We start from the raw sequence: 15,147 nt of genomic DNA, 5'->3' as shown, positions 1-15,147 counted from the left end.
GGCGGGGAAAAGGCCCGTGACAGCCGAGGTCACGGGCATAGGGCAGATTACTCTTTTTCTTCCCACGCTTGCGCGCGCGCAACGGCTTTTTTCCAGCCGGCGTAGCGGAAGTTACGCTCTGTGGTTTCAAGCGTTGGACGGAATTCGCGCTCAACGACAGCCTTAGCACGGACTTCATCCAGGTCTTTCCAGAAGCCAACGGCCAGACCCGCCAGATACGCGGCACCTAGTGCTGTGACTTCGCGCACTTCAGGACGCTCAACGCGCGTACCCAGAATGTCAGACTGGAACTGCATCAGGAAGTTATTGGCAACCGCACCACCGTCGACACGGAGTGACTGAAGACGTGTGTTAGCATCGTTTTGCATGGCTTCCAGGACGTCACGCGTCTGGTAAGCGATGGACTCCAGCGTTGCACGGATGATGTGGTTTGCATTCGCACCACGTGTCAGACCGAACAGCGCACCACGCGCATAGGGATCCCAGTAAGGTGCGCCCAGACCGGTAAAGGCTGGCACCATATATACGCCGTTAGAATCTTTCACTTTCATCGCGAAGTATTCAGAGTCAGCCGCATCGCTAATCAACTTCATCTCATCGCGTAACCACTGAATGGCTGCGCCACCGATAAAGATGGCACCTTCCAGCGCGTAGTTCACTTCTCCACGCGGGCCGCAGGCAATAGTCGTCAGCAGACCGTGCGTTGAAGTCACCGCTTCGGTACCGGTGTTCATCAGCATAAAGCAGCCGGTGCCGTAGGTGTTTTTCGCCATTCCCGGCTGCACGCACATTTGACCGTAAAGCGCAGCCTGCTGGTCGCCTGCAATACCGGCGATAGGAATACGCGTACCGCCTTTACCACCGATGTTAGTCTGTCCGTATACTTCAGACGAAGATTTCACTTCTGGTAACATTTCACGCGGGATATCAAGAACATCCAACAGGCGTTGATCCCACTCAAGTGTGTGGATGTTGAACAACATGGTACGTGAGGCATTCGTGTAATCGGAGATATGCACACGTCCCTGAGTCATTTTCCAGACCAGCCAGGTATCCACAGTACCGAACAGCAATTCGCCACGTTTTGCACGCTCACGCGCACCTTCAACGTTATCAAGAATCCATTTCACTTTGGTGCCGGAGAAGTAGGGGTTAATCACCAGACCCGTGGTGTGCTGAATGTATTCTTCCAGCCCCTCACTCTTCAGCTTGTGACAGTAGTCAGCGGTACGGGGATCCTGCCAGACAATGGCATTATAAACCGGTTTGCCCGTTTCTTTATCCCAGACGATGGTCGTTTCACGCTGGTTCGTAATGCCGATAGCGGCGATTTCATCAGAACGAATATCAGCATGGGCCAGCACTTCTACGAGCGTTGAACTCTGGGACGCCCAAATATCCATAGGGTCATGTTCTACCCAGCCCGCTTTGGGATAGATTTGAGTAAATTCGCGTTGCGATACCGCCACAATGTTAGCGTCATGATCCAGCACAACAGCGCGTGAACTGGTTGTGCCCTGATCCAGAGCGACGATGTATTTTTTATCGGTGGTAGTCATAAATTCATTCCTGATGATAAAAGTGGAACTTACGCTTTACGTTCATGCGCGGACGCAATCGGTTTGTCAGTGCTGGGTGAGGCAATCACCGCGCCGGGTAAATGGCGACCAATCAGGGCGCGATAACCAAAGGCACCCAGGCAAGCACCGACCAGTGGACCAAAAATTGGCACAAGGAAATAAGGGATCTGATAGCCGCCCGTAAAGGCAACGGAGCCCCAGCCAGCCAGCCATTCGAAAACTTTAGGTCCGAAATCACGAGCCGGGTTCAGCGCAAAACCGGTCAGTGGACCCATTGAACCGCCAATCACCGCTACCAGCAGGCCAATCAACAGGGGTGCCATTGGACCACGTGGAACGCCGTTGCCGTCATCCGTCAGCGCCATAATCACAGACATCAATACCGCGGTGATGACCATTTCTACCAGGAACGCCTGGCCCACGGAAATCTGTGGATTTGGATAGGTAGAGAAAATGCCGGCCAGACTCAGGCTTTCAACTGAACCGCGCACTATGTTATGACTTTGTTCGAAATTGATAAACAAGCTGTAGTAAAGACCATATACCAGCGCTGCGCCACAGAATGCGCCTGCGACCTGAGACAGGATATAAGGCACGACTTTACGGCCTTCAAAATTAGCGAAAAGACAAAGTGCAATCGTAACGGCTGGATTGAGGTGGGCGCCTGATACGCCAGCACTGAGGTAGACCGCCATTGAAACGGCTAAACCCCAGACGATACAGATTTCCCATTGGCCAAAAGAGGCGCCAGCCAGCTTAAGCGCGGCAACACAACCCGCGCCGAAAAACAGGATCAAACCGGTACCCAGAAATTCGGCAATACACTGACCTTTGAGTGTGGTTGTAGTCTGACTCATGATAGTTGTTCCTGAAGCGAGGTTAAATTTTATCAGTTTTTGTTCTCAGTCCGTGAGTCACCCATCTTCGTTGTAGGGCTGATGTTAATTTATCGTTAACGAGCATAAACGAGAAATAGCGAAATTGATTTTTGTGTGGCGCGTCAAAAAAAATGCGCGTTTTCGCGTGTTTCAGTTTTCTTTAAGCGCCATTGAGTGCCTTTCTGCGGGCTTTCTTCAGGCTCTGACAGTAATGCGCGCAGCAAAAAGTGGTTTTTAGGGATAGGCTGAAAAGTGGTACTGACAGTGGACTGCAGGCCTGCGTTGCTGGACTTGCGGGATGAGGCTACATACAATCGGGACAACGTTGCTGGTAAACGCCTTGTGTGCGAAAGCTGGCATCATCAACGCCTTGCAGGATTTTAGGAGAGGTCAGAAAGATGTCATTTGAAGTGTTTGAGAAACTGGAAGCGAAAGTACAGCAGGCGATTGATACTATCACCTTGCTGCAAATGGAAATTGAAGAGCTGAAAGAGCAGAACAACAACCTGCGCAATGAGGCGCAGAACGCAGCCGGCAACCACGAAGCTCTGATGCGTGAAAATCAGCATCTGAAAGAGGAGCAGCATGTCTGGCAAGAACGCCTGCGTGCCTTGTTGGGAAAAATGGAAGAGGTTTAAGCCTCTGCTGATACAAAAACGGGTGCCACTGGCACCCGTTTTCGTTTGCAGACATTATTCAATATCAAGCGGGTCTTCCGACAAAATCATACCGGTGTTGTCTGCATACAGGTGATCGCCTGAGAAAAAAGTGACGCCACCAAAATTCACGCGCACATCGCTTTCACCAATCCCTTCGCCCGCTGCGCCCACCGGAATGGCTGCAATGGCCTGGATACCAATTTCCAGCTCTTCCAGTTCGTCAACCTGACGAACTGAACCGTAAACGACGATGCCTTCCCACTCATTCTGTGCTGCCAGACGCGCAAGTTGTGCATCCACTAACGCACGGCGCACTGAACCGCCGCCATCAATTAACAGTACGCGACCCCGGCCATTCTCTTCCAACAGATCGTAAAGCAGGCCGTTATCTTCAAAGCATTTCACTGTGGTTATCTGACCGCCGAATGAGGTCCGCCCACCGAAATTTGAGAAAAGCGGTTCAACAACATTCACTTCTTCGTGGTAGATGTCGCAGAGTTCAGAAGTATCGTATTTCATAAGGGTTTCGTCTGTTTGCCACAGGAGCGCTAAGTATATCGCTTTATGCTAATTGTTGGCAAAATCATCAACCGTAAAAAAACGGTCCTGCATCAAGCGCATGCAGAAAAAAGCCCAGACGTAATGTCTGGGCTTTGATACAACGCATGGACGCGGAGTGTTACAGAATAAAGCGGCTTAAATCTTCATCTGCAACCAGTTCATCCAGATGCTTGCCGACGTAATCAGCATCAATGGTTACGGACTCTCCACTGCGATCGCTGGCATCGTAAGAAATATCTTCCATCAGGCGCTCCAGCACGGTATGCAGACGACGCGCACCGATGTTTTCGGTCGTTTCGTTGACCTGCCAGGCCGCTTCCGCGATACGGCGAATACCATCGTCGGTGAAGTGAATGTTCACGCCTTCGGTATTCATCAGCGCTTTGTACTGTACGGTGACGGAGGCATTCGGTTCAGTCAGAATGCGCTCGAAATCATTGACCGTCAGCGCCTGCAGTTCAACGCGAATCGGTAAACGGCCCTGTAGCTCAGGAATCAAATCAGACGGGCTGGCCACCTGGAATGCGCCCGAGGCGATAAACAGGATATGGTCAGTTTTAACCATGCCATGCTTTGTCGACACGGTACAGCCCTCTACCAGTGGCAGCAGGTCGCGCTGGACACCTTCGCGCGAAACATCGGGGCCACCGGCGTTCTGGCCGCCGCGTTTACAGATCTTATCGATCTCATCGATGAAGACGATGCCGTGCTGTTCAACCGCGTCGATGGCATCCTGTTTCAGTTCTTCCGGGTTAACCAGCTTAGCCGCTTCCTCTTCAATCAACAGCTTCATCGCTTCTTTGATTTTGAGTTTGCGTGGCTTTTGCTTTTGACCACCCAGATTCTGGAACATGGACTGTAGCTGGCTGGTCATCTCTTCCATGCCCGGCGGTGCCATGATTTCTACACCCGGCCCTGTTACGGCTAAGTCGATCTCGATTTCTTTATCATCAAGCTGGCCTTCACGCAGCTTCTTACGGAAAGACTGACGCGCAGATGAGGGCTCACTGGTGTGTTCAGCCTGTCCCCAGTTATTTTTTGCCGGCGGGATGAGGACATCCAGGATGCGCTCTTCCGCCATTTCTTCTGCGCGGTATTTGTTCTTCTCAATGGCCTGGCTGCGCACCATTTTAATCGCGGAGTCCGTCAGGTCGCGAATGATGGAGTCGACTTCTTTACCGACATAACCCACTTCGGTGAACTTGGTGGCTTCCACCTTGATGAAGGGGGCGTTAGCCAGTTTTGCCAGTCGGCGAGCAATTTCCGTTTTACCTACACCGGTCGGGCCGATCATGAGAATGTTTTTCGGTGTCACTTCGTGACGCAACTCTTCATCAAGCTGCATACGGCGCCAGCGATTACGCAGCGCGATGGCCACGGCGCGCTTGGCGCTGTCCTGACCAATGATAAAGCGGTTCAGTTCGCTGACGATTTCGCGTGGAGTCATTTCAGACATGGTTAAATCCTTACGACTTAGACGTTAATTCTTCAAAATTAACGTTGTGGTTAGTGTAGATACAAATATCGCCAGCGATATTCAGCGATTTCTCAACGATGTCACGTGCGCCCAGCTCTGTATTCTCTAGGAGTGCGCGCGCCGCCGCCTGAGCGAAGGGACCGCCTGAACCGATGGCAATAAGATCGTTTTCAGGCTGAATGACGTCACCATTACCACTGATAATCAGCGAGGCGGATTCATCGGCCACCGCCAGTAGCGCTTCAAGACGGCGCAACATCCGATCGGTGCGCCAGTCTTTCGCCAGCTCAACGGCCGCTTTCACCAGATGGCCCTGATGCATTTCAAGTTTACGTTCGAAGAGTTCAAACAGGGTAAAGGCATCGGCGGTACCGCCAGCGAAGCCAGCAATGACTTTATCGTTGTAAAGACGACGCACTTTTTTAACGTTGCCTTTCATTACGGTATTACCGAGCGTAGCCTGGCCATCACCGCCAATCACTACCTGGCCGTTGCGTCGAACACTTACTATTGTTGTCACGGGCAGACCCCTTTTACTGTCGGAAAAAAGCTCCGCGCACAAGGCGCGGAGGATCATGCAGACAGATATGGGGCGGGTTTGACGGGTTTCAACCCCCAATGGCGAGCGGAATGCAGCCGGAATGGCCTGACGCACGCAGACGTTTCAGCGTACTGTCGGCACTGGCCCGATCTTTAAAGGGCCCGACCACCACACGGTTCCAGCCGCCGCCGGAGGTGAGGCGACTTTCAAAACCTTCGAACGCCAGGGCAGCACGCACGGATTCAGCCTGTTCTGTTCCCTTGAACGAACCGCACTGCACCATCCAGCGTTGCGATGCCGCTTTTTCAGCAGGTTTCGTTTTTGCCGTATCCTGTGTCTTAGGCTGGGCGGTAGGTTCGCGTGTCACCGGCGCAGGTTGTGACTGCTGCTGGGTATTCTGCTGTTGCTGGCGCTGCGTATGTTGTTCCTGAATCTGCTGACGCGGCTGTTGTACCTGTTGCTGACGTTGCTGCACCTGCTGTTGCTGACGCTGGAATTGTTGCACCTGTTGTTGATGCTGGTATTGCTGAACCTGTTGTTGATGTTGCAGCGTTTGCTGCCGCTGTGCCGGGGTTTGCTCGTTCCACGGGACTTCGTTCAACTGGGTAGGCTGTTGGCGCATATCTGCCTGCATTTGTTCCAGCAACTGACGTTGCTCATCCGTCAACTGGGTATGTGACTGGACTTCGCCACCCGAGGTTGGTTCGCTGGGCGTTGGAACGGTAACCTGACGATTTTCAAGCTCTTTTATGTATTTCCAGCGTTCTTCAGGCTTGGGCGGCAAGCCATTACCGTTGGCTTTATGATCCGTAATGACCGGCACATCTTCCTTCTTATGATGCGCAAGGAACCATAAACCACCGGCAAAGGTCACTAATACAGCCACCGCCAGTACAATCATAAGTTTAGAGGTGCCTGAACCGCTTTTCGTTTTTTTACCACGGCTGGGGCTTTTCTTGCGACGCGTCCCTGTTGAACGCCCGCGGCCTACATAATCTTTTTGTGCCACTCTCGTCCTGATACCCTTCAAAATATGATGCCATGTGGGCGAATCCGTTGTTACCACACGCCCGGCAAGGAGCCCGCCATGTTACTTAAGGGCTGGAACTTTGACCAGCAATGATAGCCCTAAGAATCTCCTGAAAATAGCGGAACATTTTCTGTATCAACGCCCCATTTTTGCCAATGTTGTGCTACCGCGTATCACTAATTCTGCGTCGAGTAACTTTGACCCGCTCCGCGTGCCTTTCCCCTGAAGTTCGTTCAGCAGTAGCAGCACCGCTTCCCGGCCAATGTCAAAACAGGGTTGTTTCACCGTGGTCAGCGGCGGTTCGCAGTAGCGCGACAGCTCGATGTCATCGAATCCCACCACGGACAGGTCTTCCGGCACACGTAAGCCCAGTTTTTTTGCCTGACTGATGGCACCGATGGCCATGATATCGCTGTGACAAAACAGGGCCTGCGGGGGCTCGGCTAAGGTCATGAGCTGATTGATCGCGGCCACACCTGATTCGAAAGTGAAATCTCCCCGAACAATACAGGTCGGATCGACGCTAATCCCGCTGCGTCGTAACGCCTGTACGTAGCCCTGCAGACGATACTGACACAGGGCGACATCTTCCGGACCGGCCAGGCAGGCGATGCGTTTATGGCCTAACTCCAGCAGATGGTTAACGGCAACAAATGAGGCGGTAAGATTGTCGATATTCACCGTCGGCAACGACATCTCGGGATCGAACTCAATCGCCATCACCATGGGCGGAAGATTACGTTGTTCGTCCGGGCTGACGTCAAAAGGCAACTGCGCGCCCAGCAGCACCATGCCATCAATCTGACGTGTCAGTATCAGGTTGAGAAATGTCCACGCCTGCGGTTTCTGATGCGCACAATCGCCGATAAGCACGAGATAACCGGCTTCTGAGGCGGCGACTTCAACGCCGCGAATAATGTCGCTGAAAAAGGGATCGCAGATATTGGGGACGATCAACAAAATCGTTTGTGTGTCGTTGCGCCGGGAATGTCGTGTCATGCTTTGCGACGCATAGCCTACGGCCGCGACGGCCTGTTCCACCTTTTGACGGGTGGCCGAAGAGACTTTTTCGGGATTCATCAGCGCACGCGACACGGTAGCAGTGGAGACGCCGGCTTTTTCTGCGACGTCTTTCATGGTGGCGGCGGCCGGCGGTTGATTCTGATCCAACACATGCTCCTGATGCGTAATCGCGCATTCAACGTTCGTATCGACGGGTATAAAAACAAGCCGGGCACTATTGTTATCGATTGGCCAACAAGGCTGTTACTTAATTTGCATAAAAATTGTGACTTATGCGACGTATTTCGATCCCGCTCGCAACCTGGCCGGCCTTAACTTTCGGTAGGATCGACATCCAGCGTCCACTTCACCTTTCGTGAGGCAGGCAAGGTTGTGACCAGCGGTAACGAACTGCTCAGCAACTGTTGCAGGCGTTTACGCGAGGGATGCTGAACCAGTAACTGCCAGCGCCAGCGGCCACTGCGTTTGGGCTGCAAGGCAGGTAACGGGCCCATAAACCACATTGACGCATCGTTATGCGGGCTGGCTTCCAGCATATTGCGTAGCTGTTGCAGAAATTCTGCAGCCTGATGATTATCCATGTCTTCTGCCCGGAATAAGGCATGGTGCGTCCAGGGAGGTAAAAAGACCGACTGGCGTTCCAGCAACGTTTGTTGTGCGAAAGCGAAGTAGCCCTGATGCAGCAGCGTTTGCAGCAGGGGATGATCAGGATGATGGGTTTGCAGTAAAACCTCACCTTGCTTACCGGCACGTCCGGCACGTCCGGCCACCTGGGTATACAGTTGAGCAAAGCGCTCCGCAGCACGGAAATCGGCTGAGAACAAGGCACCGTCTACATCCAGCAGCGACACTAAGGTGACATCTGGGAAATGATGACCTTTTGCCAGCATCTGCGTGCCAACCAGAATACGCGCGCCCCCGCGATGAACGTCGGCGAGGTGCTGTTCAAGAGCGCCTTTTCGGCTGGTGGTATCACGGTCAATGCGTGAGACAGGGACGCCGGGAAAAAGGGTGCCGAGCTGTTGCTCCAGCTGTTCCGTGCCCACACCGACCGGCAGTAAATGTGTTGAACCACATTGCGGGCACTGATGCGGCAACGGTCGTTGACTGTCACAGTGGTGGCAACGCAACTGGCGGTGATGCTGATGCAGCGTGTAATAACGGTCGCAGCGCTGGCATTCGGCGATCCAGCCGCAATCGTGACAGAGCAGAGCCGGCGAAAAACCGCGGCGGTTCAGAAACAGCAGAACCTGGTTATCGGCTTTCAGGTGCTGACGCATTTTGAAGATCAGGGCGGGTGCCAGGCCACCAGTAAGTTGTGCCCCTTTCAGGTCGATCAACTGCTGCAGTGCCGGTTTAGCATTGCCGGCACGCTTCATCAGATCAAGCTGGCGATATTTACCGTTACGCACGTTATGCAGAGTTTCCAGTGCCGGCGTTGCGGATCCCATGACAACAGGAATGTCTTCTTCATGCGCGCGGAAGACAGCCAGATCCCGTGCCTGATAGCGCCAGCCTTCCTGTTGCTTATAGGAACTGTCGTGCTCTTCATCAATAATGATCACGCCCGGTCGCGCCATGGGGGTAAAGAGCGCGGAACGCGTACCAATAATGATGGCGTTTTCCCCCCGTCGCGCCCGCAGCCACACGGACAGACGCTCGCTGTCATTAAGTCCCGAATGCAGGACATCCACCGGCGCGTCAAAACGTTCACGGAAACGGGCAATAGTTTGTGGCGTCAGGCCAATTTCCGGTACCAGCACCAGTGCCTGTTTCCCCCGCGCCAGCACATTTTCCAGTACGCTGAGATACACCTCGGTTTTACCGGAACCTGTAATTCCTGCCAGCAGCCAGGCGGCGTAGTGCTCATCTTCTCCCCGAATGGCGCCCACCGCAGTCGCCTGATCGGTGTTCAGGCGCAGACGCTCACCCTTTACCGCAAACGCGGTTCGCCAGTCATGCATTTGCGGCTGGTGTTCGTGCAATTCGCAAAGCCCTTTCGCGCGCAACGCCTGCATAGCCGCCTCGGTCAGGTCATGTTCACTGACTTCATGACGATAGAGCGGTTGCTGGCGCAGCACCGCCAGACCTTGCTGCTGCCTGGGCGCGCGTTTAAGACTTTCCGGGGACGTCGCGCGGCCCTGTTCCGTGATTTCCCAGCGCCACAGGGGATCATCCTGAGCCGGTTTACCTTGTCTGAGGAGTACCGGAATGGCATGGCTGAGCACCTCACCCAGCGGAGAGTGATAATAGTCGGCTGCCCAGTGAAGAATGCGCCACAGAGAGGACGGAAACAGGGATTCCCTGTCCAGGACGGTAAGCACCTGTTTAAGCTGTGAGGTCGCCAGATCGCTGCTGTCAGAGAACGCCACCACAATGCCGATCATTTTCCGGTTACCAAACGGCACGATCACGCGACCGCCAGTCACCGGCTGCACACCCTCAGGCGGCAGATAGTCAAAAAGGCGGGGAAGGGGAACGGGCAGGGCAACCTGAACAACGGGCATAACTTTCTCTTTCCGGTTCATCTGACAGGGCGATTAGTGTACACGCTGGCGCACAGGACGGATATCTCAGGCGACATTTGCAGCAGCAAACATTAGCCTGTATAATATGCCGCCTTCGGTAGGAAAGACCTTACCGGAGTACACCATTAATGTTCAATCGCGTGTGGTGCTGCGCAGGTTTCGTCCTAGCGCGGAGAGCGACACGGCCTTCTATGAGGTTTCCCATGAAACAAGGTATTCACCCTAAATACGAAGCAGTTACCATCAACTGTACTTGCGGTAACGTGATTCACACTCGCTCTACGCTGACTCACGAACTGAACCTGGACGTTTGTGGTAAGTGCCACCCGTTCTACACCGGTAAGCAGCGTGAAGTTGCCACTGGTGGCCGCGTTGACCGCTTCAACAAGCGTTTCAGCGTGCCAGGCACCAAAAAATAAGAAACGGCATTCGAACATTTGTTCGGCGGCAAGAAAAACCCAGCTCAGGCTGGGTTTTTTTATGTCTGGCTGACTCAGTATTCCCAGGTGTCCGGGTCAATGCCCATCTCGCGCATAATTTTCTTCGCTTCTTCCGGGATTTCGTCGTTACGTTCTTTACGCAAATCGACATCATTTGGTAACGGTTGTCCGGTAAAAGCATGCAAGAAGGCTTCGCACAGGAGCTCACTGTTGGTCGCATGGCGCAGGTTATTCACCTGACGACGTGTCCGTTCGTCAGTCAAAATCTTTAACACGCTCAACGGAATAGAAACCGTGATTTTTTTAACCTGTTCGCTCTTCTTGCCGTGCTCAGCGTACGGGCTGATATATTCGCCGTTCCATTCAGCCATGGGATACCTTAATCAATAAAAGTTAAAAGTTACGAAATCAGCCGATTATGCCTGATTTTCTTCTACCGGACCCCTTCTCTGGCGGGTTTCTTCGTCCAACACAGGAAGAAAATGGGTTGAACGCCAGCATGGGCGCATAATTTTAGCGGTTATTGCGGCCATGCTCAATCTATACGCAAAGACATTTGGATGTCCAGATGTATTGACGTCTAAATGTAAGCTGATATCCTGTGGTCAGTTTATTTCTCACTTCAGGAACAGTTAGCCCTATGACGCGTAAACAGGCAACCATCGCAGTGCGCAGCGGTTTGAATGACGACGAGCAATATGGATGCGTTGTCCCGCCCATCCACCTTTCCAGCACCTATAACTTCCATGATTTCAATGAGCCGCGAGCCCACGATTATTCTCGTCGTGGTAATCCTACGCGCGACGTTGTGCAACGCGCGCTGGCAGAGCTGGAAGGCGGGGCGGGCGCGGTATTGACTAATACCGGCATGTCCGCCATTCATCTGGTCACAACGGTTTTCCTGAAGCCTGGCGATTTGCTGGTGGCACCGCACGACTGCTATGGCGGCAGCTACCGTCTGTTCGATAGTTTAAGCAAGCGCGGTGCTTATCGGGTGAAGTTTGTCGATCAAGGCGACAGTGCCGCGCTACAGGCTGCGCTGGACGAGAAACCTCAGCTCGTATTAGTAGAAAGCCCCAGTAACCCGCTGCTGCGTGTCGTCGATATCGCGGCCATCTGCGACGCCGCGCGCAAAGTAGGCGCAGTAAGCGTTGTGGACAACACCTTTATGAGTCCGACGCTGCAAAACCCGCTGGCGCTGGGCGCAGATCTGGTTATTCACTCCTGTACCAAATATTTAAACGGGCACTCCGATGTCGTGGCTGGCGCTGTCATTGCCAAAGATCCTCAGGTCGCGACCGATCTGGCGTGGTGGGCGAATAATATTGGCGTGACCGGTTCCGCTTTTGACAGCTACCTGCTGTTACGTGGTATGCGTACGCTGGGGCCGCGTATGGCCGCTGCTCAGCGTAATGCGTTAGAAATTGTTGCTTATCTGAAGCAGCAGCCCCTGGTGAAAAAGTTGTATCATCCTTCTCTGCCAGAAAATGCCGGGCATGAAGTCGCTGCGCGTCAGCAGCGTGGGTTTGGCGCCATGCTCAGTTTCGAACTCGATGGCGATGAAGCGCGTTTGCGTCGTTTCCTGAAAGCGCTTGAACTGTTTACGCTGGCTGAATCACTGGGTGGCGTTGAGAGCTTAATCTCGCATACCGCGACCATGACGCACGCTGGCATGTCTGCAGAAGCCCGTGCCGCAGCAGGTATTTCTGAAACATTGCTCCGTATTTCTGTGGGGATTGAAGACCACGAAGATTTAATTGCCGATTTGGATAATGCATTCCGGATCGCAGCAGAGGATTAACCATGACGATTTCAGCAGGCGCAGGAACGCCAAACAACAGACAGCTCCACAAGTTTGGTGGCAGCAGCCTTGCCGATGCACGCTGCTACCAGCGTGTTGCCAGCATCATGGCGGATTACAGCCAGCCAGGCGACATGATGGTGGTCTCAGCCGCAGGTTCAACGACCAATCAGCTGATTAGCTGGCTGAAACTGAGCCAGAGTGACCGCTTGTCCGCGCATCAGGTGCAGCAGACATTACGTCGTTATCAGAGTGAGCTCATCAGTGCCCTGTTGCCTGCCGAAATCGCCGAACCTTTAATATCGGCCTTTATTCGCGATCTTGAGAAGCTTGCCGGATTACTCGATGGTACCGTTACCGACGCGGTTTATGCGGAAGTCGTGGGCCATGGTGAAGTCTGGTCGGCACGTTTAATGTCCGCTGTGCTGAATCAACACGACCTGCAGGCCTGCTGGCTGGATGCGCGCGATTTTCTGCGTGCAGAACGTGCCGCGCAGCCTCAGGTTGATGAAGGAAAATCCTGGCCGTTGTTACAAACGCTGCTGGCCCAGCATCCCCATAAACGTATCGTGGTGACGGGCTTTATCTGCGCCAACGATGCGGGTGAAACCGTGTTGCTGGGGCGTAATGGCTCTGATTACTCCGCCACACAAATTGGTGCGCTGGCCGGTGTGGGACGCGTCACTATCTGGAGTGATGTGGCGGGTGTTTACAGTGCCGATCCACGTAAAGTTTCTGATGCCTGTCTGCTGCCGCTGTTGCGTCTTGATGAGGCCAGTGAACTGGCGCGTCTCGCCGCACCGGTGCTGCATACCCGCACCTTACAGCCCGTTTCCGGCAGCGACATCGATTTGCAGTTGCGCTGTAGCTATCAGCCAGAACAGGGCTCAACCCGTATTGAGCGCGTCCTCGCTTCCGGAACGGGCGCACGCATTGTGACCAGTCACGATGATGTGTGTCTGGTCGAAATCCAGCTTCCCGGGCAGCACGATTTTACGCTCCTGCGCAAAGAGATCGATCAGTTGCTCACGCGCGCGCAGATGCGCCCACTGGCAATGGGCGTTCATCCTGATCGTCAGCTGCTGCAACTCTGTTACACCTCTGAAGTGGTTAACAGCGCCTTCACATTGTTACAGGACGCAGGCTTACCCGGGCATTTACAGTTACGTGATGGCTTAGCGCTGGTGGCGCTGGTCGGAGCAGGCGTAACTCGTAATCCGTTGCATACGCACCGTTTCTGGCAGCAGTTGAAAGATCAGCCGGTTGAGTTTGTTTGTCAGTCGCCAGAACATATCAGCGTGGTGGCGGTCCTGCGCGTGGGGCCGACGCAGCATTTAATTCAGGGCTTACACAGCTCCCTGTTTCGTGCCGAAAAGCGAATTGGCCTGATGCTGTTTGGCAAAGGCAATATCGGCTCACGCTGGCTGGAACTGTTTGCGCGTGAGCAGGAAACCTTGTCAGCACGAACCGGTTTTGAATTTGTGCTGGCGGGTGTGGTCGACAGTCAACGCAGCCTGCTGAACTATGACGGGCTTGATGCCAGCCGCGCGCTGGCCTTCTTTGACGATGAAGCGGAAACACGTGATGAAGAATCGCTGTTTCTGTGGATGCGGGCGCATCCTTACGATGATCTTGTGGTGCTGGACGTCACCGCCAGTAAACCACTGGCACAGCAGTATCTGGATTTTGCCAGTCATGGCTTCCACGTGATTAGCGCTAATAAGATTGCGGGCGCGTCCGATACGCAAACCTGGCGTGAGATTCGCGATGCCTTCGAAAAAACCGGGCGTCACTGGTTATATAACGCCACCGTAGGCGCAGGTTTACCCATCAACCATACGGTGCGGGATCTGCGTGAAAGTGGCGATACCATTCTGTCGATTAGCGGTATTTTCTCTGGCACATTGTCCTGGCTGTTCCTGCAGTTTGACGGGTCGGTGCCCTTTACCGAACTGGTGGATCAGGCATGGCAGCAGGGCTTAACCGAGCCGGATCCGCGTGTTGATCTGTCTGGCGAGGATGTGATGCGTAAGCTGGTCATTTTGGCCCGTGAAGCGGGCTATAACATTGAACCCGATCAGGTACGCGTCGAGTCACTGGTGCCCCAGAACTGTGATGAATCCGTCGACCATTTCTTCGAGAACGGTGACGAACTTAACGAGCAGATGCTGCAACGGTTTGAAGCCGCTCAGGAAATGGGGCTGGTCCTGCGTTACGTGGCACGGTTTGATGCCAATGGCAAAGCACGTGTGGGTGTGGAAGCCGTTCGTCCTGAGCATCCTCTGGCAGCCTTACTGCCCTGCGATAATGTGTTTGCCATCGACAGCCGCTGGTACCGCGATAATCCTCTGGTGATTCGCGGACCTGGCGCGGGTCGTGACGTCACGGCAGGCGTGATACAGTCTGATATCAATCGCCTCGCGCAACTCCTCTAAACAGGTTTCAACACAGGTGCTCCGGCACCTGTTTTTTTGCCCTGTTTCTGCTCGCCGATGTCATAACGGTAAGCGTCGCATTCAGACCGTATTGACGTTCAGGCAGAGGGAAGCTCGACCTTCCATGGCAGCAGATCGCGGACCCGGTTCACCGGCCAGTCCTGTATATGACCGATGACGTAACGCAACCACGT

General features: G+C 53.8%; 14 protein-coding genes. 4 read left to right on the top strand and 10 right to left on the bottom strand.

Going from position 1 to position 15,147, the window contains the following annotated elements; genetic code table 11:
• Nucleotides 1–47: 47 nt before the first annotated feature.
• Nucleotides 48–1,559 carry a glycerol kinase GlpK gene (gene glpK, locus F7Q90_RS14030; RefSeq protein WP_006121297.1) on the bottom strand — a complete coding sequence of 504 codons (1,512 nt, stop codon included), beginning with the start codon at nucleotides 1,557–1,559 and terminating at the stop codon, nucleotides 48–50.
• Nucleotides 1,560–1,588: 29 nt separating this feature from the next.
• Nucleotides 1,589–2,437, bottom strand: a complete 849-nt coding sequence (locus F7Q90_RS14025) for an MIP/aquaporin family protein (RefSeq protein ID WP_006121298.1) — start codon at nucleotides 2,435–2,437, stop codon at nucleotides 1,589–1,591.
• Nucleotides 2,438–2,856: 419 nt separating this feature from the next.
• Here F7Q90_RS14025 and zapB point away from each other — a divergent pair, with 419 nt between their 5' ends.
• Nucleotides 2,857–3,096 (top strand): cell division protein ZapB, encoded by a 240-nt coding sequence (gene zapB, locus F7Q90_RS14020; RefSeq protein WP_006121300.1) that lies wholly within the window; start codon nucleotides 2,857–2,859, stop codon nucleotides 3,094–3,096.
• A 54-nt stretch (nucleotides 3,097–3,150) separates the two neighbouring features.
• Here the strand turns inward: zapB and rraA are convergent, their stop codons facing one another.
• From rraA to priA, 6 genes are all read right to left on the bottom strand, one after another.
• Nucleotides 3,151–3,636 (bottom strand): ribonuclease E activity regulator RraA, encoded by a 486-nt coding sequence (gene rraA / locus F7Q90_RS14015; RefSeq protein ID WP_006121301.1) that lies wholly within the window; start codon nucleotides 3,634–3,636, stop codon nucleotides 3,151–3,153.
• 160 nt (nucleotides 3,637–3,796) lie between these two features.
• Complete coding sequence (hslU, locus tag F7Q90_RS14010) at nucleotides 3,797–5,134, bottom strand: HslU--HslV peptidase ATPase subunit (RefSeq protein WP_006121302.1); 1,338 nt, start codon at nucleotides 5,132–5,134, stop codon at nucleotides 3,797–3,799.
• 10 nt (nucleotides 5,135–5,144) lie between these two features.
• Nucleotides 5,145–5,675: an ATP-dependent protease subunit HslV gene (hslV, locus tag F7Q90_RS14005; RefSeq protein WP_006121303.1), complete on the bottom strand. Its 531-nt coding sequence runs from the start codon at nucleotides 5,673–5,675 to the stop codon at nucleotides 5,145–5,147.
• A gap of 88 nt (nucleotides 5,676–5,763) precedes the next feature.
• Nucleotides 5,764–6,705 carry a cell division protein FtsN gene (ftsN, locus tag F7Q90_RS14000; RefSeq protein ID WP_006121304.1) on the bottom strand — a complete coding sequence of 314 codons (942 nt, stop codon included), beginning with the start codon at nucleotides 6,703–6,705 and terminating at the stop codon, nucleotides 5,764–5,766.
• 156 nt (nucleotides 6,706–6,861) lie between these two features.
• Nucleotides 6,862–7,896: a DNA-binding transcriptional regulator CytR gene (cytR, locus tag F7Q90_RS13995; protein WP_006121306.1), complete on the bottom strand. Its 1,035-nt coding sequence runs from the start codon at nucleotides 7,894–7,896 to the stop codon at nucleotides 6,862–6,864.
• Between the two features lie 164 nt (nucleotides 7,897–8,060).
• Nucleotides 8,061–10,256, bottom strand: a complete 2,196-nt coding sequence (priA, locus tag F7Q90_RS13990; protein WP_006121307.1) for a primosomal protein N' — start codon at nucleotides 10,254–10,256, stop codon at nucleotides 8,061–8,063.
• A gap of 224 nt (nucleotides 10,257–10,480) precedes the next feature.
• On the opposite strand from priA, the gene rpmE reads away from it, so the two are divergent.
• Nucleotides 10,481–10,696: a 50S ribosomal protein L31 gene (rpmE, locus tag F7Q90_RS13985; RefSeq protein ID WP_006121308.1), complete on the top strand. Its 216-nt coding sequence runs from the start codon at nucleotides 10,481–10,483 to the stop codon at nucleotides 10,694–10,696.
• A 74-nt stretch (nucleotides 10,697–10,770) separates the two neighbouring features.
• Here rpmE and metJ read toward each other — a convergent pair whose 3' ends face one another.
• Nucleotides 10,771–11,088, bottom strand: a complete 318-nt coding sequence (metJ, locus tag F7Q90_RS13980; RefSeq protein WP_006121309.1) for a met regulon transcriptional regulator MetJ — start codon at nucleotides 11,086–11,088, stop codon at nucleotides 10,771–10,773.
• Between the two features lie 269 nt (nucleotides 11,089–11,357).
• Here metJ and metB point away from each other — a divergent pair, with 269 nt between their 5' ends.
• Nucleotides 11,358–12,518: a cystathionine gamma-synthase gene (gene metB / locus F7Q90_RS13975; RefSeq protein ID WP_006121311.1), complete on the top strand. Its 1,161-nt coding sequence runs from the start codon at nucleotides 11,358–11,360 to the stop codon at nucleotides 12,516–12,518.
• 2 nt (nucleotides 12,519–12,520) lie between these two features.
• Nucleotides 12,521–14,953: a bifunctional aspartate kinase/homoserine dehydrogenase II gene (locus F7Q90_RS13970; RefSeq protein WP_006121312.1), complete on the top strand. Its 2,433-nt coding sequence runs from the start codon at nucleotides 12,521–12,523 to the stop codon at nucleotides 14,951–14,953.
• 98 nt (nucleotides 14,954–15,051) lie between these two features.
• On the opposite strand, the gene F7Q90_RS13965 is transcribed toward F7Q90_RS13970, so the two are convergent.
• A partial coding sequence (locus tag F7Q90_RS13965; protein ID WP_151160719.1) for a transposase domain-containing protein occupies nucleotides 15,052–15,147 on the bottom strand: 96 nt, incomplete at its 5' end.

This window comes from Pantoea stewartii subsp. stewartii (genome assembly GCF_008801695.1).
Lineage (GTDB): Bacteria > Pseudomonadota > Gammaproteobacteria > Enterobacterales > Enterobacteriaceae > Pantoea > Pantoea stewartii.
Note: the sequence above shows the minus strand (reverse complement) of the source record. Positions and strands in the feature narration are given on the sequence as shown.

Bases quoted from the DNA above. Each gene is read 5' to 3' on its own strand.
- glpK (WP_006121297.1), bottom strand. From the start codon at position 1,559: ATGACTACCACCGATAAAAAATACATCGTCGCTCTGGATCAGGGCACA.
- F7Q90_RS14025 (WP_006121298.1), bottom strand. From the start codon at position 2,437: ATGAGTCAGACTACAACCACACTCAAAGGTCAGTGTATTGCCGAATTT.
- zapB (WP_006121300.1), top strand. From the start codon at position 2,857: ATGTCATTTGAAGTGTTTGAGAAACTGGAAGCGAAAGTACAGCAGGCG.
- rraA (WP_006121301.1), bottom strand. From the start codon at position 3,636: ATGAAATACGATACTTCTGAACTCTGCGACATCTACCACGAAGAAGTG.
- hslU (WP_006121302.1), bottom strand. From the start codon at position 5,134: ATGTCTGAAATGACTCCACGCGAAATCGTCAGCGAACTGAACCGCTTT.
- priA (WP_006121307.1), bottom strand. From the start codon at position 10,256: ATGCCCGTTGTTCAGGTTGCCCTGCCCGTTCCCCTTCCCCGCCTTTTT.
- rpmE (WP_006121308.1), top strand. From the start codon at position 10,481: ATGAAACAAGGTATTCACCCTAAATACGAAGCAGTTACCATCAACTGT.
- metJ (WP_006121309.1), bottom strand. From the start codon at position 11,088: ATGGCTGAATGGAACGGCGAATATATCAGCCCGTACGCTGAGCACGGC.
- metB (WP_006121311.1), top strand. From the start codon at position 11,358: ATGACGCGTAAACAGGCAACCATCGCAGTGCGCAGCGGTTTGAATGAC.
- F7Q90_RS13970 (WP_006121312.1), top strand. From the start codon at position 12,521: ATGACGATTTCAGCAGGCGCAGGAACGCCAAACAACAGACAGCTCCAC.